The organism is Achromobacter spanius (genome assembly GCF_002812705.1).
Classification (GTDB): Bacteria; Pseudomonadota; Gammaproteobacteria; order Burkholderiales; family Burkholderiaceae_B; genus Achromobacter; species Achromobacter spanius.
Genome location: NZ_CP025030.1, coordinates 2,303,337 through 2,325,308 on the forward strand (window position 1 = coordinate 2,303,337; position 21,972 = coordinate 2,325,308).

At 66.1% G+C, this 21,972-nt stretch carries 16 protein-coding genes and 2 riboswitches; of the genes, 13 read left to right on the top strand and 3 right to left on the bottom strand.

What is annotated here, in order from left to right; genetic code table 11:
- Positions 1–202: 202 nt before the first annotated feature.
- The gene (locus tag CVS48_RS10515; RefSeq protein ID WP_050448114.1) at positions 203–478 is read right to left on the bottom strand and encodes a hypothetical protein; all 276 of its coding nucleotides are present in this window, start codon (positions 476–478) and stop codon (positions 203–205) included.
- Between the two features lie 101 nt (positions 479–579).
- Between CVS48_RS10515 and apbC the strand changes: the two genes are divergently transcribed.
- The 4 genes from apbC to dcd are packed head-to-tail and all read left to right on the top strand — an operon-like array spanning position 580 to position 8,016.
- Complete coding sequence (gene apbC, locus CVS48_RS10520) at positions 580–1,668, top strand: iron-sulfur cluster carrier protein ApbC (protein WP_100854404.1); 1,089 nt, start codon at positions 580–582, stop codon at positions 1,666–1,668.
- Between the two features lie 3 nt (positions 1,669–1,671).
- Positions 1,672–3,567: an autotransporter assembly complex protein TamA gene (locus CVS48_RS10525; protein ID WP_100854405.1), complete on the top strand. Its 1,896-nt coding sequence runs from the start codon at positions 1,672–1,674 to the stop codon at positions 3,565–3,567.
- Positions 3,564–7,409: a translocation/assembly module TamB domain-containing protein gene (locus CVS48_RS10530; RefSeq protein ID WP_100854406.1), complete on the top strand. Its 3,846-nt coding sequence runs from the start codon at positions 3,564–3,566 to the stop codon at positions 7,407–7,409. Before CVS48_RS10525 ends, CVS48_RS10530 begins: the two co-directional genes overlap by 4 nt.
- Before the next feature lie 43 nt (positions 7,410–7,452).
- The gene (dcd, locus tag CVS48_RS10535; protein WP_050448101.1) at positions 7,453–8,016 is read left to right on the top strand and encodes a dCTP deaminase; all 564 of its coding nucleotides are present in this window, start codon (positions 7,453–7,455) and stop codon (positions 8,014–8,016) included.
- A gap of 4 nt (positions 8,017–8,020) precedes the next feature.
- On the opposite strand, the gene CVS48_RS10540 is transcribed toward dcd, so the two are convergent.
- Positions 8,021–8,881, bottom strand: a complete 861-nt coding sequence (locus CVS48_RS10540) for a GNAT family N-acetyltransferase (RefSeq protein WP_100854407.1) — start codon at positions 8,879–8,881, stop codon at positions 8,021–8,023.
- 177 nt (positions 8,882–9,058) lie between these two features.
- Here CVS48_RS10540 and CVS48_RS10545 point away from each other — a divergent pair, with 177 nt between their 5' ends.
- On the top strand, positions 9,059–10,300 hold the full coding sequence (locus tag CVS48_RS10545; protein WP_100854408.1) for a GGDEF domain-containing protein: 1,242 nt from the start codon (positions 9,059–9,061) through the stop codon (positions 10,298–10,300).
- 99 nt (positions 10,301–10,399) lie between these two features.
- Here the strand turns inward: CVS48_RS10545 and CVS48_RS10550 are convergent, their stop codons facing one another.
- Positions 10,400–10,918: a GNAT family N-acetyltransferase gene (locus CVS48_RS10550; RefSeq protein WP_100857590.1), complete on the bottom strand. Its 519-nt coding sequence runs from the start codon at positions 10,916–10,918 to the stop codon at positions 10,400–10,402.
- A gap of 114 nt (positions 10,919–11,032) precedes the next feature.
- Between CVS48_RS10550 and CVS48_RS10555 the strand changes: the two genes are divergently transcribed.
- The 8 genes from CVS48_RS10555 (at position 11,033) to gcvP (ending at position 21,964) form a co-directional block, all read left to right on the top strand.
- A complete protein-coding gene (locus CVS48_RS10555) occupies positions 11,033–11,485 on the top strand; it encodes a hypothetical protein (protein WP_100857591.1) in 453 nt (150 codons plus the stop codon).
- 240 nt (positions 11,486–11,725) lie between these two features.
- Positions 11,726–13,987 carry an arginine/lysine/ornithine decarboxylase gene (locus tag CVS48_RS10560; protein WP_100854409.1) on the top strand — a complete coding sequence of 754 codons (2,262 nt, stop codon included), beginning with the start codon at positions 11,726–11,728 and terminating at the stop codon, positions 13,985–13,987.
- A 23-nt stretch (positions 13,988–14,010) separates the two neighbouring features.
- Positions 14,011–15,213: a BaiN/RdsA family NAD(P)/FAD-dependent oxidoreductase gene (locus CVS48_RS10565; protein ID WP_100854410.1), complete on the top strand. Its 1,203-nt coding sequence runs from the start codon at positions 14,011–14,013 to the stop codon at positions 15,211–15,213.
- A gap of 219 nt (positions 15,214–15,432) precedes the next feature.
- Entirely contained in the window at positions 15,433–16,047 is a 615-nt protein-coding gene (locus CVS48_RS10570) for a superoxide dismutase (RefSeq protein WP_100854411.1), read from the top strand.
- 29 nt (positions 16,048–16,076) lie between these two features.
- A complete protein-coding gene (locus CVS48_RS10575; RefSeq protein ID WP_100854412.1) occupies positions 16,077–16,970 on the top strand; it encodes a ZIP family metal transporter in 894 nt (297 codons plus the stop codon).
- Positions 16,971–17,087: 117 nt separating this feature from the next.
- A riboswitch (glycine riboswitch) is annotated at positions 17,088–17,184 on the top strand.
- A 34-nt stretch (positions 17,185–17,218) separates the two neighbouring features.
- A riboswitch (glycine riboswitch) is annotated at positions 17,219–17,342 on the top strand.
- A 92-nt stretch (positions 17,343–17,434) separates the two neighbouring features.
- Positions 17,435–18,535: a glycine cleavage system aminomethyltransferase GcvT gene (gene gcvT, locus CVS48_RS10580; RefSeq protein WP_100854413.1), complete on the top strand. Its 1,101-nt coding sequence runs from the start codon at positions 17,435–17,437 to the stop codon at positions 18,533–18,535.
- Between the two features lie 102 nt (positions 18,536–18,637).
- Positions 18,638–19,015, top strand: coding sequence for a glycine cleavage system protein GcvH (gcvH, locus tag CVS48_RS10585; RefSeq protein WP_100854414.1), 378 nt, complete (start codon positions 18,638–18,640; stop codon positions 19,013–19,015).
- Positions 19,016–19,090: 75 nt separating this feature from the next.
- Positions 19,091–21,964: an aminomethyl-transferring glycine dehydrogenase gene (gene gcvP, locus CVS48_RS10590; protein ID WP_100854415.1), complete on the top strand. Its 2,874-nt coding sequence runs from the start codon at positions 19,091–19,093 to the stop codon at positions 21,962–21,964.
- Positions 21,965–21,972: the final 8 nt, after the last annotated feature.

Below are 21,972 nucleotides of genomic sequence, written 5' to 3' on the forward strand. Positions count from 1 at the left end.
CAATGGCGAAGTCTTGCCCGCGACGCCGGCCGCTAACGACACAACCCGCCGATCGCAAGCCTGCGATTCGGGCGGGTTGAAGGGGAAGCGGCCAGGGCGTGGCGCCGGGGGCTTGCAGCGCGCAGCTAGCAGGTCCCGAGGCCGTACCGAGCAACGACAAGCTTGCGCCGCGTGCGGCGCAAGCCGTCATGCAGCGCCGCCGTTAGCGGATTTCGCGTGCTTCGACGTCGATCACATCACCACGCGGCTGCGTGGCGAACGGGGCGGTGGCGGACTGGAATGGACCCGGTCGGGCGCCTTGGCGTTGGCTCCAGTAGGCGCGGACGCCGAAAGGTTTGCCACGCACCTTGGCGACCACGTACAGGATCGCCACGGCAAGCGCCGTGGAGAGCATGAAGACCAGCGCCATCGCCATACCGATCAAGGCCAGGGCGGCGAATAGGACGGCACGGAAGAAGCGGATAAGTGTGTTGGTCATGAAGGTCGGATGCAAAACGCAGCGAAAGGTTCCCGTGTATCCGCTATCCTTTAGGGGATGGCGGCCCGCAGAAGCCGCGCTGCCTACGGAACCATAGTGACATGAGTATAACGATAGATAACATCCGCGCCGCCCTGCGCGCCGCGCGCGACCCCAACACGGGTTTGGACCTGGGCGTTTCTGTAAAAGATCGTGACATCCAGCTGGGGGGCGCCCGTCCCGCCGTCACGCTGGAATTGGGCTACCCCGCCGATGGCGTGCGTGACGAAATAGCCGCCATTGCCGCCGCTGCCCTGGCCACCGCCGGCGTGCCCGACGCGCAGATCACCATTACCTGGAAGGTTGCCGCGCACGCGGTGCAGAAGGGCTTGAAGCCGCTGCCCAACGTGCGCAACATCATTGCCGTGGCCTCCGGCAAGGGTGGCGTGGGCAAGAGCACCACCGCCGTCAACCTGGCGCTGGCGCTGGCTGCCGATGGCGCCAAGGTGGGCGTGCTGGACGCCGACATCTACGGTCCCAGCGTGCCGACGATGCTGGGCATTTCGGGCCGCCCCGAAAGCCTGGACAACAAAAGCATGGAACCGTTGACGGGCCATGGCTTGCAGGCCAATTCCATCGGTTTCCTGATCGACGCCGACTCGCCCGCCATCTGGCGCGGCCCCATGGTGACGCAGGCGCTGGAACAATTGCTGCGCCAGACCAACTGGCGCGACCTGGATTACCTGATCGTCGACATGCCTCCCGGCACGGGCGACGTGGCGCTGACGCTGGCGCAGAAGGTGCCGGTGGTGGGCGCGGTTATCGTCACCACGCCGCAGGACGTCGCGCTGCTGGACGCCCGCAAGGGCCTGCGCATGTTCCAGAAGGTGGACGTGCCGATTCTGGGCGTGGTCGAAAACATGGCCATCCACATCTGCTCGCAGTGCGGGCACGCCGAACATATCTTTGGCGAGGGCGGCGGCCAGCGCATGGCCGAGCAGTACCAGACGCCCTGGCTGGGCAGCCTGCCCTTGACGCTGGCCATCCGCGAACAGACGGACGCCGGCAAACCGACCGTCGTGTCGGACGCGGGTAGCGAAGCCGCCGCGCTTTATCGTGGTATTGCGCGCAAGCTTGCGGCCGGCGTCGCGGCGCTTCCGCGCGACATGGCCGGAAAATTCCCGTCCATCGTCGTCCAGCAGCCGACGTGACGCATGCGGTGGGCAGCACGCGCCTTTCTGGCAGGACTTTGCGTGGTGTCGGGCGAGGCCTTGGCCAAGCGCCCGGAAATCATCGTGGACCCAGGGGGCGTGCCCCCGGCCGCGCTGACGGCGATCACCGAGGCGGTTGACGCCATTGCGCGCCTGGCCGAAGACCAGGACGGCGGTGAAATCAACCGGCTGCGTCGGCGCGCGCGCGACGCCACGCTGGCCGCGCTGGCCACGCAGGGGTATTTTTCACCCAAGGTGACCCTGGAGGCCGGTACCGACATCGGCGGAGAAACCTGGGATATCGGCATCGTGGCGGGCCAGCGCACGACCGTCTCGTCCGTGGACCTGAAATTCACGGGCCGCATCACGCGGCCTGAATATGCCCAGCGCGTGCAGAAGCTGCGCGACGACTGGCAGCTCAAGGCCGGCCAGCCGTTCATCAACAGCGATTGGAACCGCGCCAAGTCGACGTTGCTGGACGACGTTTCCACGCGCGATTTCATGCTGGCGCGCATGACGGCCTCGCAGGCCGACATCACCGCCGACACGGCCTCGGCCGCCTTGCACGTCACGATCGACAGTGGGCCCCAGGTTCGCATGGGCGAGCTCAATACCGAAGGCTTGAAGCGCGTGCCCAACAAGCTGGTCGAGCGCTACGTGCGCTATTCCGTGGGCGCGGCCTACGACCAGAATCGGCTGGACACCTGGCAGCAGGATCTGCAATCCACCGCCTTCTTTCGCGGCGCGTTCGTGTCGCTGGAGACTCCCGGCAGCGCGCAGTCGCAGGCGACCGACGTGAATGTCGATCGCGCCCGCGCATCGGGCTCCACCGACCTGGCCGCGGCCACCCCGGCGGGCGACCCGTCCGTATCCGGCGCCGTGCCGCCTCCGCCGCCCACCTATGATTCCGACGGCGAAGTGACCCTGCCGGTGCAGGTGCGCGTCGTCGAAGCGCCGCCCAAGCGCTTCACGGCCTCGATCGGCGTGGACGATGAAGCGGGCGTGCGCGTGGAATCGCTGTACCGGCAGAACGTGGTGTTTGGCCAGCCCGTCACCATGGAAACCGGGTTCAGCGTGGACCGGCTGCGCCAACGCGCCTACGCCGACTTCCTGCTGCCGCCGACCGAGCGCGGCTACAAGGATTCCTTCGGCGTCCTGGCGGACCATTCCGACATCCAGGGCCTGGACGTGACGCGCTACGCCCTGGGCGCCACGCGCCTGCAAGAGCGCAAGGGCGCGGGCGACAGCCGGGTGGAATACGAAACCCGATGGGGCCTGTTGCTGGCGCAAGATCACGTGAAGATCGATGGCGGCGACGAATACACCTTGCCCACGCTGACCGCCACGGCCGAATGGCTGCGCCGCGATGTGGACAACAAGTACGACCCGCGCGAAGGCCACCTGATCGCGGTGGGCGGTGGCGTTGGCGTCACGCTGGACACGGGCGAACCCTATACCCGTGCCCGTCTGCGCGCACAGAAATGGTGGCCCATCGGCAAGCTGGACGTGCTGACCGTGCGCGGCGAGGTTGGGCGGGTGTGGTCCAACAGCAAGGTGCAGGTGCCTGATGACTTTGGCTTTCGGACGGGCGGCGCGCGGTCCATACGTGGCTACAAGTACCAGAGCATCGGCGTGCAGCGCGACAACGCGGTGGTGGGCGCGCCCACGCTGGTTGTCGGCAGCATCGAATACGACCACTACTTCGACGAGCGCTGGGGCATGGGTGTGTTTCTGGACGCGGGCGATGCGGCGGAATCGTTCGGCGACATGTCGCTGGCCTTGGGCTACGGCGTGGGCGCGCGGGTGCGCACGCCCGCCGGCCCGCTGTTCCTGGACGTGGCGTACGGCCAGCGCGAGCGCGACCTGCGCCTGCACTTTTCGTTGGGGATCGCGTTTTGAGGATGTTGCGCAAGTTCCTGCGCCAGGTGCTGGTGTGGTGGTTGCCCGGCTTGGCGATGCTGCTGTTGTTGGCAGCCGGCTTTCTGTTCTGGCTGGTGGGTTCGCAGAACGGAACGCGGCTGCTGTTGACGACGGCCGCGCAGCAACTGGACGGTCAGGCGCTGGACGTGAAGGGGTCGCTGCTGCGTGGCGTGACCGTGGGCAAGCTGGACCTGGATGTCGGCGGCGGTACGCGTATCGACGTCAGCGAGCTGCATCTGCAGGTGAACTGGCGCGCGCTGGGCGACCGGCGGCTGCATGTGCGCGACGTATCGGCCGGGTCGGTGCGCGTGGCGTTGACGACAGTGGCCGACGCGCCGGCCCCCGAGGATGACGGCGAGCCGTTTACGCTGCCGTCGCTGCCCGTGGATATTGCGGTGGACCGGGTTGCGTTGGGCGACTTCCACCTGGAGCAGGACGGTGAGCCCTTGCCGGTTACGCTGGGTGACCTGAGCGCCACGTTCGCGGCGGGCAAGCAGGGCGCGCAGTTGCGCATTGCCTCGCTGCGCGTCGGCCACGAGATAGGCGAGGCACAGGTGGCCGGCGAGGCCGAACTCCAAGGCATGGCGGACCCCTGGCCCTTCGCCGCGCGCCTGGACGTGACCGCGCGCGGATCCGGCCCCGACTCTCCTTTGTGCCAAGCGGACAAATTAAGCGGCGTGATGGCGGCCAGCCAGACGGCGGCGGGCAAGCAGGCCGATGCCAAGTCGCCACCTGAATCGCCACCTGAATCGTCGCCCAAGACGTCACCCAAGTCTTCACCCAATTCTCGAGCCAAGCCCGAGCCCGAAGCCAGGCACCAGGCCAAGCCGCAGCCCAAGGGCGACGGCAAGCCCGCCGCTTCGTCCTCTGCTTCCACCCACTTGGCAGGCCCGCCGCCGCCCGCCTGCCAAGTGGTGTTGCGCGCCGATGCCGCGGGGTCGATGGATGGTATCCAGGCCAAGGTGGACGGCGACGGTTCCGGTTTGCTGCTGAACGTGGTGGCCGACTTGGCGCCGCGCACGGCGTTGATATTGCGCAGTGCCCGCGCCAACGTCCAACTACCTGACAAATCGGCCTTGGCCGCGCAGTTGGACCTGCAATCCAACCCAGGGCAGGGGGTGGGCCGCGAACGCATCGCGGGCACCATCAGCGCGCAGCGACTGGATTTGGCGCCTTGGCTGGGCGATGCCATTCCGCCGGCGGTGCTGACCGTGCGCGGCGACGTGCAGGCCGATATCGAAAACCTGAGCCAGTTGCGCCACGCTGCCGTCGACCTGCGCTTTGAAGACGGCACCCGCTGGAACAAGCAGCCCCTGACCGGCAGCCTCAAGGTCCAAGTGGATATTGCTGCGGCAGCCGATGCTGCGGCAGCCGGTGCTGCGGCAGCCGATGCTGCGGCAGCCGGTGCTGCGGCAGCCGGTGCTGCGGCAGCCGCGCCCGCCACCACTCCCCCGTCCCCCTCCACCGACCCGCTGGCCGGGCTGCGTATCCATGGCCTGGACGTGGATTTGAAACTGGGCCGCAACCACATCCGCGCATCGGGCGAGATGGACGCCAACGACGGCGCCCTGACCCTGGACGCGCAAGCGCCGCAGTTGGACGCCTTCTGGCCCGGCATCCCCGGTGGCGCGGAACTCAAGGGCAATGTCGCCGGCACGGTGGCCGCGCATCGTGGCGAACTGAGCGCCGGTTACACGCCCGCCAAAGCGCGCGCGGGCGTCCTGGGCCAAGCCCCCGCCAAGGCCAATATCGTTTTCACCGGTGGCTGGGGCAAGGGCCCGGCAGGCCAGCCCGACTCGGCGCTCGTCGGTTGGCGCGGCGCTTTTTCGCGGCTGACGGCGGATACCGCCGGCTTCACCGTGGCGGCTGATCGGCCGGTGTCCCTGGCCTATCTGCCCTCGGCCGTTCATCCGCAATGGCAATGGCAGGTGGGGCAGACCGTGCTCAGCGTGACCCTGCCGGGCAAGGAACGCCTGACTTTGGCGCACCAGGGCTCGCGCGGGGGCGGCAAGCGCTGGGAAACGGCAGGCCAGGCCGACAACCTGGTCATTACCGCCGCCATGGCGCGCCAGGTGATCGGCGCCATCGATCCCGACGCCGCCAGCAAGCTGGGCAAGGGCCCGGTGCGCGTGAACGCCATGGTGCCCGAGGGTCAGCGCCGCATTGCGCTGGACGTGCTGTGGGACCTCAAGTTCGACGGCCGGCTGGCCGGCAAGGCCCGCATCGCCCGCCGTGAAGGCGATCTGCTGATTCCCGGCGACCCGCCCATTCCGCTCGGCTTGAAGGCATTGGTGCTGGACCTGACCGCCACGCCCACGTCCCCCAACGCCAGCCGCCTGGACGCCAGGATCAACCTGGCCACCAACAAGATGGGTACCGTCAGCGGCAGCGGCACGGCGGTGCTGCGCATGGACGCCAAGGGCGGCATGGCCCTGGACGAGCGCCAACCCCTGCGCGCCAAACTCGACGCCGACATTGCCGACCTGGCCTGGGTGAGCCTCTTCGTGGGCGACACCATGGAAGTGGGCGGCGCGGTAAAGGCCGATATCGACGTCCAAGGCACGCTGGCCGGAAAATGGGCGGCCACCGGCACCATCCGGGGCGACAAGCTGCGCGTGGTGCGCATCGATGATGGCGTGCGCCTGGTTGACGGCACGCTGTCGGCGCGGCTTGACGGCCAGCGGCTGGTGCTGGACAGCCTGAGGTTTCCGGCGGCGCTGCGCGTGATGCCGGCCGAATGGCGCACCAAGGAATGGATCACTACCAACCCCGAGGCCAAGGGCGGCTACGCCGAGGCGACCGGGCAGTGGAACATCATGGATGGCGGCGGCAACATCAAGCTGACGCTGTACCGCTTCCCGGCGCTGCAACGCTCGGACCGCTACGCCATGGTCTCCGGCACCATCAACCTGACGGCGGCCATGCCGCGCATCGATATCGTGGGCGACCTGAAAGCCGACGCCGGCTGGTTCAGCCTGGAAATCCTGCAGGGCGTGCCGTCGCTGGACGACGACGTGAAAGTCATCCGTGCCGGCGAGGACCGCGCCACGGTATCCACGCCGCTGCAAACCAGCATGAACCTGAAGTTCGACATGGGGCCGCGCTTCTACATCACGGGCATGGGGCTGGACGCCGGCCTGCTGGGCTCCATCCAGATCCTGCTGAACGACGGCCGCCTGACGGGCGTGGGCGCCTTGCGCACGCGGGGCGGCGGTATCGAAGCCTATGGCCAGAAGCTGCGGCTAAGCCGTGGCACCCTGACGTTCCAAGGCCGGCTGGACAACCCGATACTGGATATCGAGGCGTTGCGCACCGGCGAACAGGTGGAAGCCGGCGTCAAGGTGGTGGGCACCGCGCAGCGGCCGCGCATCGATCTGGTGTCCTACCCCGACGTCAGCGACGTCGAAAAGCTGTCTTGGCTGCTGCTGGGCCGGGGGCCCGACGAAAGCGGCAGCGACGCGGCGCTATTGGTGTCGGTCGGCACCGCGCTGCTGGGGGGCGGGCAGCCGTTCTACAAGCAGTTCGGGCTGGACGATGTCAGCGTGCGTACCGGCAACATCGGCAGTTCGGGCAGCATCCTGCCCGACCGCACCGTGGCGGGCGACGTAAACCGGGACAGTGACAGTCAACTGGCTACCCAGTTCCTGGTGGCCAGCAAGTCCTTCGCCAACGGCATCACGCTGAGCGTGGAGCAGGCGCTGGCGGGTAGCGATACCGTGGGCCGGGCCAGTTACCGGCTGGCGCGTGGGCTGTCGGTGGACCTGAAGGGGGGATCAGTGAACGGTATTGCCCTGGTCTACCGGACGTTCTGGGGGAACTGAGTAAAATGGCCCCCACTTCATCCCCTTTAGCACCATTGCCACCATGAGCATCAAAAGCGACCGCTGGATCCGCCGCCAGGCCGACGCCGGCATGATCGAACCCTTTGAACCGGGCCAGGTCCGCACGGCCAATGGCGGGCGCATCGTCAGCTACGGCACCAGCAGCTACGGCTACGACGTGCGTTGCGCCGACGAATTCAAGATCTTCACGAACATCAATTCCACCATCGTCGACCCCAAGAACTTCGACGAAGGCTCGTTCGTGGACTTCAAGGGTGATGTTTGCATCATCCCGCCGAACTCGTTCGCCCTGGCCCGCACGGTGGAATACTTCCGCATTCCGCGCAGCGTGCTGACCATCTGCCTGGGCAAGAGCACCTACGCGCGTTGCGGCATCATCGTCAACGTGACGCCGCTGGAACCCGAATGGGAAGGCCACGTCACGCTGGAATTCTCGAACACCACGCCGCTGCCCGCCAAGATCTACGCCGGCGAAGGCTGCGCGCAGATGCTGTTTTTGGAAAGCGACGAAGTCTGCGAGACCTCGTACAAGGACCGTGGCGGCAAGTACCAGGGCCAGCGCGGCGTGACCTTGCCGCGCACCTGATGGCTTAGCGCGCGGGTGCCGCGCGCTGGCCGTGGCGCAGATAATCAATATCCCATTCGGTCTCGCCGGTCTGCACGAAGCCGTGCCGGCGATAAAACCGATTGGCGTCGCTACCGCGTAGCGCGCCCACGCTGATCGGCAGCCCACGCTGGTCGGCGTCTTCCAGAATGCCTTGCAGGACGCGGCCGCCCAAGCCCTTACTCTGCGCGGCGGGCACCACATACAGGTGGTCCAGCCGCAGGCCCTGGCCATCCGGCCGTAGCGCGTAGAACCCTACCCGTTGTCCTCCACGCTCTATCCACCAGGTGCAATCCGGGTGGAAATTGTCGCGTAGCCGCGCGCGCGCCCGGTCGGCGTCAAAGCGACCCACCCGTTCCAGGCTGTCGCGCATGGCCGCGACGCGAATGTCCGCCAGCGCGTCGAAATCCGCGGCCGCAACGGGTGCGATTCGCAGGTCGCTTTCATCCACCAGCTCGTCATAGCCCCGGCCCAGGAATTGCAGAATGCAGATGCCATGGCCGTAGGGATCGCTCAGGTGCGCGATGCGGCCCCAGGCGTGGGTCGTGGCGGCGTCTTCCAGATGCGCGCCGGCCGCGACGGCCTGATCGACCGCGCGGTCCACGTCGGGCACCACCACGTCCAGATGCACCGGCGTCCAGTGGCGCGCGTAGTCGCGCCATTGCTGCGAGGCGCTGGTCGCGCGCGTGCCCGCGGCTTTTTCCAGCAGGTAGATGGGGGCGTTGGCGCCGTGCATTTCCGCCGCCTTCGGCCCCAGTCGTCGATGCAGCGTCAGCCCGAATGCGCGCTGATAGAAGTCAATGGCGTGAGCAAGATCGGGCACATCGATATTGACGAGAAGCTGCATGAAGGCGTTCCGGTGGAAGACGGAAGAAAACCATATCACGCGCAAGGTGCGTCGGCGGCGTCGGCGGTGTTGCGGCGGGAGCGCTAAAGAACCCTCGCCCGCGACCGTAAAAAGGATATATGTGTTTGCCGATTTGGCGACGTCATCTCTGCAAGCTGAGCAAGGCCCCGACCCTCCGTGCGTTACCCCCATATTCCCTGGCTGCCCCTGTTGTTTTATCCCGCGCTGCCAGTCGCCGCCGCGGTCGCCCTGATGCTGTGGCGGGAATGGCCGCCGGCGCTCACCTTGATTGTGCCGTTCGTGCCCTGGGTGATGGCGTTGATTGGCGCGGCGATCTGCCTCATGTATCAGCGTTCGCAAACCATGGCGCTGATGCTGTGCGTGCTGGCCGCCACCGTGCTGTGGCCGACGCTGGCGCGCGAAGCGCCCTGGGCGCTGGGGCCCGCGCTGGCCTGGTGGGCGGTGGCTTACACCATCAACGCGCTGTGGGCGGAACGTTCCAGCATGCTGCTTGACCTGGCCTTGCGCGTTGGCTTGATTGCCATCGGTGTGGTGGGCATTGCACTGATCGGCAAGGACGGCATGGTCGAAATGTTCGGCACCCTGGCCGTGCAAGGCAAGCTGGCGCGCCTGGGAGTGCCCATCGAAGCGCTGGTTGCCCTGTTGGGTACCGGGCTGACACTGACCTTGCTGCTGCTGCGCTACGGACGTCCGCAGCAGGCGGGGCAATGGCTGGGCTTTGTGTGCATGGCGTGGGCCTTGCCGCGCGGCGCGGACCACCCGATTGAACTGGCCCTGATGTCGGCCGCGGCGCTTACCTCGCTGTGCATCTCGCTGGCGCACGAAGGCTTTCACATGGCGTTTCGCGACGAGCTGACCGGCCTGCCGGGGCGGCGCGCGCTGAACGAACGCTTGCAGCGCATGGGCCGCGTGTACACGCTGGCGATGGCCGACGTGGACCATTTCAAGGCGTTCAACGATACGCACGGGCATGACGTGGGCGACCAGGTGCTGCGCATGGTGGCGTCGCAATTGCGGCGCGTGCCGGGCGGCGGCCAGGCGTATCGCTACGGCGGTGAAGAATTCACGCTGGTGTTCCCCGGCAAGACGGCGGCCGAAAGCATGCCGCACCTGGAAGCGGTCAGAAAGTCCATCGAGGCGTATCAGATGCGCTTGCGCGATAAACCGGCGCGGCCCAAGGCGGACCAGCTCGGTCAACGCCGGCGCGGTGCGCGTGGCGGGCGCAATGCGCGACCGATGCGTGTCACCGTCAGCATCGGCGTGGCCGAGCGGGGCGACGCCTTGCGCGCGCCCGAAGCGGTGATCAAGGCGGCCGACCAGGCGCTGTACAAAGCCAAGGACGGCGGTCGCAATCAAGTGTGCGCCTATGGCGCGCGGCGGCGCGGTTCGGCGGCCTGACTGGGCATGATTGGGCCTGACGCGGCCTGACGGGCCCTGGCCGGGCCGGGTGGGGATTGCGATGTCGGACGAGAGCAGAACGACCCTCGCCCGCGCGGGCTACTTGCCGTCGAGCGGCAGCGCCATCAAGGTCTCGTCGTACAGTTGGCCGTTCACGCACAGCGATTCGCGCTCCGTGCCGTACTCCTCGAAGCCCAGGCTGGCGTACAGCGTGGCTGCCGCCGCGTTGTTGGCGGTGACGCTCAACTGCACCTGGCGAATGCCGCGCATGGTGCGTGCGTGCGCAATGGCGGCTTGCATCAGCAAGCGGCCCAAGCCACGGCAGCGCTGCGCGGGCGCGACATACATGCTCCAGATGTGCGCCTTGTGGCGCATCTTCAACTTGCGCTGTCGGCCCACGCCCACGATGCCCACCAGAGACTCGTCGTCAAAGACGCCGAACATCGCGCCATCGTTCTGCGGCGCGATCCACGCCTGGATATCTTCCAGTGTCAGCGTGTGTTCCTCTTCGTAACTTGATCCGAACGATTCGGGCGTTTCGACCAGCGCATCCAGGCGAAGGCGCCGTAAAGACGGGGCATCCGGGGTGGTCAGGCGTCTGACTAGCGGTAGGGTCATGGGCGTCAAGTGTTGGGAATAGGTAACGTTGGCGGGCTTTGCGGGGCAGTATAGGCAAAGCCGCCGCCTATAATCGGGCTATTGCCGCTTGCGGTTTTCAAAAAGGGGCCAACGATGTTCGGTTTCCTCAAGATAAACCAGGACGCCAATCTCGACGAAGTGCAGGGTGCATTTGTCGAGCGAGTGGCGGACGCCGCGCAACACTTTGTCGAAGTCGCCGAATCCACCGGCGTCGTGCTGGACTACTCCCTGTCCAGCGTCCATGCGCTCGATGACGCGCTAGAGGCCGCCCACCTGGGCAGCTTGCCTTTGACCCCCATGCAGACCGTCGGCGCCGCCGCCTACCTTTACGAGGTGGGTCGCCGCGCGCATGGCGGCTTGTACGAAGTCTGCGACGACGACGATCCGGTCGTGCTCGTGTGCGGCGACCCTGGGGCCGAAGTCTGCTTTGGCGCCATCGCCAAGGTCGAGCGCCGCATCCGGGACGGGGCCGCCGAGTCCATTCCCGCCTATTTCGAGCAGTTCACCTCGGCCTTGCGGGCCGGTGAGGCTTGCACCATCCGGTAGGTTTTTCCCCCTGGCAGCCGTTGCCGCCGCGCCGAAAGCCATCGCTTTTGGCGCGATGACAACGGCCGTTCGGTCTATCTGGGGATTTCCCGTAGGACTGAAAGAAAAACGGCCCTACAATTCGGCCATTCCCGCCTGTCGGCGGGGGCTCGCGCCGTCTGTCATCAGCCGGATTTTTACTAGCAGTACACTCGCGCCGCGTTACGCGTCCGAACCCGCCATGCCCCCAGGAGCGCCTGCATGAAATTTCGCTTCCCCATTTTCATCATCGACGAGGACTACCGTTCCGAGAACGCGTCCGGTTTGGGTATTCGTGCCTTATCTGAAGCGATCGAGGCCGAGGGCGTCGAGGTGATCGGGGTGACCAGTTATGGCGACCTGAGTTCGTTTGCGCAACAGCAAAGCCGCGCCAGCGCCTTCATCCTGTCCATCGACGATGAAGAGTTCGACGTGGACTCGCCCGAGGACGTGGCCAGCGCGATCAAGAACCTGCGCATGTTCATCGGCGAACTGCGTTTCCGCAACGCCGACATCCCCATCTATCTGTATGGCGAGACGCGCACGTCGGAACACATTCCGAACGACATCCTGCGCGAGCTGCACGGCTTCATCCACATGTTCGAGGACACCCCCGAATTCGTGGCGCGCCACATCATCCGCGAAGCGCGCAGCTACGTGGATTCGCTGCCCCCGCCGTTCTTCCGCGAGCTGGTCAAGTACGCGCAAGACGGTTCGTATTCCTGGCACTGCCCCGGCCACTCGGGCGGCGTCGCCTTCCTGAAGAGCCCCGTGGGCCGCATGTTTCACCAGTTCTTCGGTGAAAACATGCTGCGCGCCGACGTCTGCAACGCCGTGGACGAACTGGGCCAACTGCTGGACCACACCGGCCCCATTGCCGAGTCCGAACTGAACGCCGCGCGCATCTTCCATGCCGACCACTGCTTCTTCGTGACCAACGGCACGTCTACGTCCAACAAGGTCGTGTGGCACGCCAACGTCGCGGCCGGTGACGTCGTCGTGGTGGACCGCAATTGCCACAAGTCGATCCTCCACGCCATCACGATGACGGGCGCGATCCCGGTGTTCCTGCGCCCCACGCGCAACCACCTGGGCATTATCGGCCCGATCCCGCTGGAAGAATTCCACCCGGACAACATCCGCAAGAAGATCGAAGCCAACCCCTTCGCGCGCGAAGCGGTGAACAAGAATCCGCGCATCCTGACGCTGACGCAAAGCACGTACGACGGCGTCATCTACAACGTGGAAATGATCAAGGAACAGCTCGGCAGCTATGTCGATACGCTGCACTTTGACGAAGCGTGGCTGCCGCACGCCTCGTTCCACGAGTTCTACCAGGACATGCACGCCATTGGCCTGGACCGCCCGCGCAGCCAGGACGCGATGGTGTTCGCCACGCACTCCACGCACAAGCTGTTGGCCGGTATTTCGCAGGCCTCGCAGATCATCGTGCAGGAATCCGAGACCCGCAAACTGGATCGCAACGTCTTCAACGAGGCGTACCTGATGCACACGTCGACCTCGCCGCAGTACGCGATCATCGCGTCGTGCGACGTGGCCGCCGCCATGATGGAGCCGCCCGGAGGCACCGCGCTGGTCGAAGAAAGCATCCGCGAAGCGCTGGACTTCCGCCGCGCCATGCGCAAGGTGGAATCGGAATTCGGCAAGAACGACTGGTGGTTCAAGGTCTGGGGCCCCAACCGCCTGGTGTCCGAAGGCATCGGCAACCGCGACGAATGGATCCTGGAAGCCAACGACCACTGGCACGGCTTCGGCGAAATGGCCGAAGGCTTCAACATGCTGGACCCGATCAAGGCCACGGTCATCACGCCGGGGCTGGACATGTCGGGCAGCTTTGGCGAAACCGGCATTCCGGCCGCGCTGGTGTCCAAGTACCTGACCGAACACGGCGTGGTGGTTGAAAAGACCGGCCTGTATTCGTTCTTCATCCTGTTCACCATCGGCATCACCAAGGGCCGCTGGAACACGCTGTTGACCGCCTTGCAGCAGTTCAAGGACGACTACGACCGCAACCAGCCGCTGTGGCGCATCCTGCCAGACTTCTGCCGCGTGCATCGCCGCTACGAGCGCATGGGCCTGCGCGATCTGTGCCAGGAAATCCACGAAGCCTACCGCGCGCGCGACGTCGCCCGCCTGACTACCGAGATGTACCTGAGCGACATGGTGCCGGCGCTGAAGCCGTCGGACGCCTTTGCGCGCATGGCGCACCGCGAAGTCGAGCGTGTTGACATCGACAAGCTGGAAGGCCGCGTCACGGGCGTGCTGTTGACCCCGTATCCCCCGGGCATTCCGTTGTTGATTCCGGGCGAACGCTTCAACCGCACCATCGTGCAGTACCTGCAATTCGCGCGTGAATTCAACGAGCGCTTCCCCGGCTTCGAAACCTATATTCACGGCCTGGCCGACGAAGTGGGTCCGGATGGCGAAAAGCGCTACTACGTTGATTGCCTGATCGAAGAATAAGACCCGGCGGGTCTGGAGTCCTGATGTTTGATGTAGCCGTACTCGGCGCCGGCGCCGCTGGGATGATGTGTGCAGCGGTAGCCGGCCAGCGCGGCTTGCGCGTGGTGCTGGTCGACCACGCCGAGCGCCTGGCCGAGAAAATCCGCATTTCGGGCGGCGGCCGCTGCAACTTCACCAACATCGGGACCGGACCCGCCAATTTTCTGTCCGATAACCCGCATTTCTGCCGCTCGGCACTGTCGGCCTATACGCCGCAGGATTTTCTGGCGCTGATGAAGCGCCATCACATCGCCTGGCACGAGAAGCATCGTGGCCAGTTGTTCTGCAACGATTCCAGCGAATCCATCATCGATATGCTGCGCGCCGAGTGCGACGCGGGCAATGTGCAGTGGCGCATGGGCTGTTCGGTGGCCGAGATCAGCCATGGCGAGCAGGGCTTCGAGTTGCGCACCAGCCAGGGCGTGATCCGCGCGGCCAAGCTGGTGGTGGCCACGGGTGGCATGGCGATCCCGCAATTGGGCGCCACCGATTTTGGCTTGAAGATCGCGCGCCAATTCGGCTTGAAGGTCGTCGAGCCCCGGCCCGCGCTGGTGCCGCTGACCTTTGACCCCGCAGAATGGCAGGCGCTGTCCGAACTATCGGGCGTGGCGCTGGAAGTCGGCCTGCACACGGGGCAGGGCAAGACCCGTGGCGAATTCCTGGAAGACCTGCTGTTCACCCATCGTGGCCTGTCCGGGCCGGGCATCTTGCAGATTTCCAGCTACTGGAAGCCGGGCGAACCCATCGTCATCGACCTGGCGCCAGGCAGGGACCTGGCCGAAGAACTGCTGGCGTCCAAGTCGGGCAACCGGCAGCAACTGCACACCGTGCTGGCCGGGTTGTGGCCCAAACGGCTGGCCGATCGGTGGCTGCATCTGGCGGAGCAGGGCGGCAAGCCCGGCCTGGCCGCGATGCGCCTGGCCGACGCGCCGGACAAAACGCTGCGCGCGTTGGCGCAAGACATCCATCAATGGACACTGGTGCCCAGCGGCACCGCCGGCTACAAGAAGGCCGAAGTGATGCGCGGTGGTGTCGATACGCGCGGGCTGGATCAGAAATCCATGCAGGCCAAGACCACGCCCGGCCTGTATTTCATTGGCGAAGCGGTGGACGTGACCGGTTGGCTGGGGGGCTACAACTTCCAATGGGCCTGGGCTTCGGGTGTGGCCTGCGGCAAGGCGCTGTAGTTGGCGATGTAGTTGGCGCTGTAGTCGGTCGTTGTCTTCATCGCAGTGATGGAGCAGCGATGGAGCAGCGATGGAGCAGCGATGGAGCAGCGATGGCGCGGTGATGGCCCAACATCCACGCCGCCATTGTTTTATCAAATAAAAATACATATCATTTATGTTTTCGATTTTAACTGGTGCCTTTCGCTAAAAAAGGGGGCCAGTTCCACGGAGACATGCATGGCCTATACCCTTCCGACGCTGCCCTACGCCTATGACGCCCTGGAGCCCCACATCGACGCAATGACGATGGAGATCCACTACAGCAAGCATCATCAAACCTACGTCACCAGCCTGAACGCGGCGCTGGATGGCGCAGGTATCAGCACGGAAGAACCCGTTGAAGCCCTGGTCGCGCGGCTGGACCAATTGCCCGAAGCCATACGCGGCGCGGTCCGCAACCATGGCGGCGGCCACGCCAACCACAGCCTGTTCTGGTCCGTGATGTCGCCCGAAGGCGGCGGTGAACCCGATGGCGCGCTGGCCGCCGCTATTGAATCCGAACTGGGTGGCCTGGCCGCTTTCCGCGAGGCCTTCACCAAAGCCGCTCTGACCCGCTTCGGCAGCGGCTGGGCCTGGCTCTCGGTCACGCCCGCCGGCAAGCTGGTGGTGGAAAGCAGCGCCAACCAGGACAGCCCGCTGATGCAGGGCAACACCCCGATCCTGGGCCTGGACGTCTGGGAGCACGCCTATTACCTCAAGTACCAAAACCGTCGCCCTGAATACATTGGCGCCTTTTACAATGTCGTGAATTGGTCCGAAGTGGCTCGCCGCTATGCGGCTGCGAAGGGCTAAGCCCGCTCTGTGACGGAGGCAGCCGCCCCATGAACACCTTCAGTCGTCATCGCGTGCGTCCCGCGGCCACCAGCATCAGTGTCTGGACGCTGGCGGTCTTGGTGTCATGTCTGGCTTTGCACCAGTTGTGGGCCTATCTGGATGTGCGCGCGCCGCACGTGGCTGACGCCTTGCTGGGCGGACTGGTGGCGGCCGCCGCCACCGCGCTGGGCACCTTGCCCATTCTGTTCGCCCGCACCATTCCGCAGAAGGTCCAGGACAGCATGTTCGGCTTCGGCGCCGGCGTCATGTTGGCGGCCTGCGCGTTTTCGCTGGTGGCCCCGGGCATCGCGGCGGCCGAAAGCCAGGGCATGGGGCCGTGGGGGGCGGGGCTGACGGTAGGGGCGGCCATTCTGTTGGGCGCCGCCGTGTTGCTCATCATGGATCGCACGCTGCCACACGAGCACTTCATCAAGGGCCGCGAAGGCATCGAGTCGCGCCGCATTCGCCGGGCCTGGTTGTTCGTCATCGCCATCACCTTGCATAACCTGCCCGAAGGCCTGGCCATCGGGGTCGGCTACGCGGGCGGCGATCCGGTGGCCGGCACCGCGCTGGCCACGGGCATCGCCATCCAGGACGTTCCCGAAGGGCTGGTCGTGGCGGTGGCGTTGCTGGCAGCCGGCTACACGCGAACCTTCGCCGTGGCGCTGGGGATGTTGTCGGGGCTGGTCGAGCCGCTGGGCGCCGTGCTGGGCGCCGCCATCGTCGGCTGGTCGGCGTTGCTGCTGCCCTGGGGCCTGGGCTTCGCGGCGGGCGCCATGCTGTTTGTCATCAGCCATGAAATCATTCCCGAATCGCACCGCAAGGGGCACGAGGTCTACGCCACGTGCGGGCTGATGCTGGGCTTTGTGCTGATGATGCTGCTGGACACGGCGCTGGGCTAGTTCCGGCGCTGGCGCCAAGCGTGGCGCGGCTTCCCGGCAGCGGTTTGCCCAGGGGTCGAGCCCCGAAATGGCGCTTTTCCGGTGCTTGTTTTCGTTGTATGCTTGGCGCCGCTGTCACGCATGTTCGCGGGAGAGAGCGGCCGCTTTATCGGGGCCGCCGCCGAAGGCGCAATTCGCCCAGAATCGCTCAGGTAACCGATACCGCACATGCTTGCCCCGTCCCGGTTTTTCACCGTGTGGATGCGGCAAAACAGTACTCTGGAGAGACCTGGCGCCGCCCCGAATTCGGGACACAGCGAGCAGCCCAGGCGCCGAAGGTGCAAACCCGCCACGCGCGGGGCAACTCTCAGGCAAAAGGACAGAGGGGCGGAAGATTCAGCCGATGCCGTGCAAGCGCAGTCTGCCTTGTCACGACCGGCATTCCGTAACCCTGGCAAAGCATTGCCGTCCCGGAGTTCTCGCGCATGTCCGCAACCCTCAAACGCACCCCGCTGGCTGAAGAACACATCGCCTCCGGCGCCCGAATGGTCGATTTCGGCGGCTGGGACATGCCCTTGGCCTACGGCTCGCAGCTTGAGGAACACCACGTGGTGCGCCAGGACGCCGGCATGTTCGATGTGTCGCACATGCTGAATGTTGACGTCGCCGGTCCGGACGCCTTCGCCTTCCTGCAACGCCTGGTCGCCAACGACGTTGCCAAGCTGACCGTGCCCGGCAAGGCGCTGTATTCCTGCATGCTGAACCCGCAGGGCGGCGTCATCGACGACCTGATCATCTATTTCTTCGCCGCCGACGAATGGCGCGTGGTGGTCAACGCAGGCACCGCCGACAAAGACGTGGCCTGGATGCAGCGCGTGAAGCAGGCCGGCAATTTTGACGTCGCCATCACCCCGCGCCGTGACCTGGCCATGGTGGCCGTGCAAGGCCCCAACGCCCGCGCCAAGGTCTGGGCCGCGCGCCCGGCCTGGCAGGCCGCCACCGAACCCCTGACGCCTTTCGTTGCCGCCCGCCTGGATGGCGACACGCTGGTCGCGCGCACCGGCTACACCGGCGAAGACGGCTTTGAAATCGTCCTGCCCGCCGCTGACGTTGTGCAACTGTGGCGCGACCTTGCCGCCCAGGGTGTGCGCCCTGCGGGCCTGGGCGCGCGTGACACGCTGCGCCTGGAAGCCGGCATGAACCTGTACGGCCAGGACATGGACGAGCTGACCCAGCCCGACCAGGCCGGCCTGACCTGGACCGTGTCCTTGAAGAACGCCGAGCGTCGCTTCATCGGCCGCGATGCGCTGGAACAATTCGCCACCCCCGCCGCCTTTGTCGGCCTGAAGCTGCAAGAGCGCGGCGTGATGCGCGCCCACATGGCCGTGCGCACGCCGGCCGGCACGGGCGAACTCACCAGCGGCACCATGTCGCCCACGCTGGGCGTGTCGATCGGCTTTGCCCGCCTGCCGCAAGGCGTGCGTCCGGGCGACACGGTCGAAGTCGATATCCGCGGCAAATGGGTGCCCGCCCTGGTCTGCAAGCTGCCCTTCGTCCGTAACGGCAAAGCCGTCGAACACTCGTAAACTCGAAGCTTCGCGCGACCGGCCGCCTGCCTGGATGCACGCGGCGTTCGCGCGAGGCGCGCAACACCATTCATCTACCCCGTATTCCCTAGAGGATTTCCCATGAGCCTGCCCACCGATCGCAAGTACACCCCGTCCCACGAATGGGTCAAAGCTGAAGGCGACGTGTTCGTCGTCGGCATCACCGACACCGCCCAGGACCAATTGGGCGACCTGGTTTTCGTTGGCGACGTGAAGGTCGGCGCCAAGCTGAACGCGGGTGAAACCGCCGGCGTGGTCGAGTCGGTCAAGGCCGCTTCCGACATCTACGCCCCCGTCACCGGTGAAATCGTTGCCTTCAACGACGAACTGGAAAACAACCCCAGCCTGATCAACGAATCGGCCTTCACCACCTGGATCTTCAAGATCAAGCCGGTGAACGCCGCCGACGCCGACAAGCTGCTGGACGCCGCCGGCTACGAAGCCGTCGCCAACGGTTAAGCCGGTTCGAGCCGGGCGCGCCGTCCTCGTGGCGCGCCCGGCTCGCGAAATGCACCACCACCCCGAGATCTCTCCATGTCGCGCGCCCTAGACACCCATACCGACTTCATCCCCCGCCACATCGGCCCGTCCGACGCCGACCAGGCCGCCATGCTCCAAGTGATTGGCAGCGCCAGCCTGGACGCCCTGATCGACGAAGTCGTGCCCGCCAAGATCCGCAGCCAGGCTCCGCTGGCGCTGCCGCCCTCGCGCAGCGAAACAGACGTGCTGGCCGAGCTGAAGCAGATTGCCGGCCGCAACAAGGTCTTTCGCAACTACATCGGCCAGGGGTACTACGGCACGCAGACGCCCAACGTCGTGCTGCGCAACATTCTTGAGAACCCCGCCTGGTACACGGCCTACACGCCGTATCAGCCGGAGATCTCGCAGGGCCGTCTTGAAGCCTTGCTGAACTACCAGACCATGGTCGCCGACCTGACCGGGCTGGACATCTCCAACGCCTCGCTGCTGGACGAAAGCACCGCCGCCGCCGAAGCCATGACGCTGGCTCGCCGTGGCGCCAAGTCGCAAAGCCCGGTGTTCTTCATCTCGCGCCACGTGCATCCGCAGACCATCGAAGTCGTGCGTACGCGCGCCGAAGGCCTGGGGCTGGAAATCGCCGTCGGTGACGAGGCCGAAGGCCTGCCCGAGTGCTTTGGCGTGCTGCTGCAATACCCGCACAGCACCGGTTCCGTGTCCGACTACCGCAAGCTGGCTGAAGCCGCCCACGCGCAAGGCGCCGTGGTCGCTTGCGCCACCGACCTGCTGGCGCTGGCCCTGTTGGCCGCCCCGGGCGAGTGGGGCGCGGACATCGCCATCGGTTCGGCGCAACGCTTCGGCGTGCCGTTCGGCTTTGGCGGCCCGCACGCCGGCTTCATGGCCTGCAAGGATTCCTTCAAGCGCAACATGGCCGGCCGTTTGGTCGGCGTGTCGAAAGACGCGCAAGGCAACCCGGCGATGCGCCTGGCGCTGCAAACGCGCGAACAGCACATCCGCCGCGAGAAGGCCACGTCCAACATCTGCACGGCGCAAGTGCTGCTGGCCGTGATGGCCGGCATGTATGCCGTGTGGCATGGTCCGGAAGGCATCCGCCGCATCGCCCAGCGCGTGCAGCGCAGCACCGCCATCCTGCGTGGCGAACTGATCAAGCTGGGTGTGAAGGTCGTGAACGACACGTTCTTCGACACGCTGCTGCTGGAAACCGGCGCCGCCACCCCGGCCATCCTGACCGCCGCCGAGTGCGAGCACATCAACCTGCGTCGTGTCGATGGCGCGCGCCTGGCGGTGTCGCTGGACGAAACCGTCACCGTCGCTGACCTGCAAGCGCTGGTCAACGTGTTCGCCGCCGGCCTGGAACGCGACGACGTCGAACTCGACATCGACGCGCTGGACGCGGCCGCCGCCAGCGGCATTCCCGCATCGGTCGCGCGCGAAAGCGCCATCCTGAAGCACCCGGTCTTCTCCAGCGTGCAATCCGAAACCGACATGCTGCGTTACCTGCGCAAGCTGGCCGACAAGGACCTGGCGCTGGACCGCACGATGATCCCGCTGGGTTCGTGCACCATGAAGCTGAACGCCACGGCCGAGATGATCCCCATCACCTGGCCCGAGTTCGCGCTGATCCACCCGTTCGCGCCTGCCTCGCAAAGCCAGGGCTACAACGAGCTGATCGACCGCCTGTCCGCCGCGCTGTGCGAAATCACTGGCTACGACAACATCAGCCTGCAACCCAACTCGGGCGCACAGGGCGAATACGCCGGCCTGCTGGCGATTCGCGGCTACCACCAGGCCAACGGCCAGCATCAGCGCAACGTCTGCCTGATCCCGGCGTCGGCCCACGGCACCAACCCCGCATCGGCCCAACTGGCCGGCATGGACGTGGTGGTGGTGGCGTCTGATTCCAACGGCAACGTCGATCTTTCCGACCTGCGCGCCAAGATCGAACAGGTGGGCGACAAGCTCGCCGCGCTGATGATCACCTACCCGTCCACGCATGGCGTGTTCGAGGAAGCCGTCACCGAAATCTGCGACCTGGTCCACCAGGCCGGCGGCCAGGTGTACCTGGACGGCGCCAACATGAACGCAATGGTGGGCGTGGCCCAGCCGGGCAAGTTCGGGTCCGACGTGTCGCACCTGAACCTGCACAAGACCTTCTGCATTCCGCACGGCGGCGGCGGCCCCGGCGTGGGTCCCGTGGCGGTGCGCGCGCATCTGGCGCCGTACCTGCCGGGCGTGGTGAACGAGCAGGGCAAGCTGCCCGGCGACGCCAAGGTCGGCCCGGTCTCGGCCGCGCCGTTCGGCTCGGCCGGCATTCTGCCGATTCCATTCGTGTACATCGCGCTGATGGGTGCCGACGGCCTGCGCCGCGCCACCGAAGTGGCCATCCTGAACGCCAACTACATCGCCACCCGCCTGCGCGACCATTACCCGGTGCTGTACGCGGGCCGCAATGGCCGCGTGGCGCACGAGTGCATTCTGGACGTGCGCCCGCTGAAGGAAACCAGCGGCATCAGCGCCGAAGACATCGCCAAGCGCCTGATGGACTACGGCTTCCACGCGCCCACCATGAGCTTCCCGGTGGCGGGCACGCTGATGGTCGAGCCCACGGAATCCGAAGGCGTGGCCGAGCTTGACCGCTTCATCGACGCCATGATTTCGATTCGCGAGGAGATCGCCCAGGTCGAACGCGGCGAACGTGACCGCGACGACAACGTGCTGAAGAATGCGCCGCACACCGCGCAGATGCTGCTGGCCGAAGAATGGCTGCACGACTACCCGCGCCAGCAGGCCGCCTACCCGGTGGCGTCGCTGCGCGAGGCCAAGTACTGGCCGCCGGTGGCCCGTGTGGACAACGCCTATGGCGACCGCAACCTGGTCTGCGCCTGCCTGCCGATTGAAGCTTACGCGTAACGCAATGG

Coding starts and splice junctions, on each gene's coding strand:
- dcd (WP_050448101.1), top strand. CDS start 7,453: ATGAGCATCAAAAGCGACCGCTGGATCCGCCGCCAGGCCGACGCCGGC.
- gcvT (WP_100854413.1), top strand. CDS start 17,435: ATGTCCGCAACCCTCAAACGCACCCCGCTGGCTGAAGAACACATCGCC.
- gcvH (WP_100854414.1), top strand. CDS start 18,638: ATGAGCCTGCCCACCGATCGCAAGTACACCCCGTCCCACGAATGGGTC.
- CVS48_RS10515 (WP_050448114.1), bottom strand. CDS start 478: ATGACCAACACACTTATCCGCTTCTTCCGTGCCGTCCTATTCGCCGCC.
- CVS48_RS10565 (WP_100854410.1), top strand. CDS start 14,011: ATGTTTGATGTAGCCGTACTCGGCGCCGGCGCCGCTGGGATGATGTGT.
- CVS48_RS10550 (WP_100857590.1), bottom strand. CDS start 10,918: ATGACCCTACCGCTAGTCAGACGCCTGACCACCCCGGATGCCCCGTCT.
- CVS48_RS10555 (WP_100857591.1), top strand. CDS start 11,033: ATGTTCGGTTTCCTCAAGATAAACCAGGACGCCAATCTCGACGAAGTG.
- CVS48_RS10570 (WP_100854411.1), top strand. CDS start 15,433: ATGGCCTATACCCTTCCGACGCTGCCCTACGCCTATGACGCCCTGGAG.
- CVS48_RS10540 (WP_100854407.1), bottom strand. CDS start 8,881: ATGCAGCTTCTCGTCAATATCGATGTGCCCGATCTTGCTCACGCCATT.
- CVS48_RS10525 (WP_100854405.1), top strand. CDS start 1,672: ATGCGGTGGGCAGCACGCGCCTTTCTGGCAGGACTTTGCGTGGTGTCG.
- CVS48_RS10575 (WP_100854412.1), top strand. CDS start 16,077: ATGAACACCTTCAGTCGTCATCGCGTGCGTCCCGCGGCCACCAGCATC.
- gcvP (WP_100854415.1), top strand. CDS start 19,091: ATGTCGCGCGCCCTAGACACCCATACCGACTTCATCCCCCGCCACATC.
- CVS48_RS10560 (WP_100854409.1), top strand. CDS start 11,726: ATGAAATTTCGCTTCCCCATTTTCATCATCGACGAGGACTACCGTTCC.
- apbC (WP_100854404.1), top strand. CDS start 580: ATGAGTATAACGATAGATAACATCCGCGCCGCCCTGCGCGCCGCGCGC.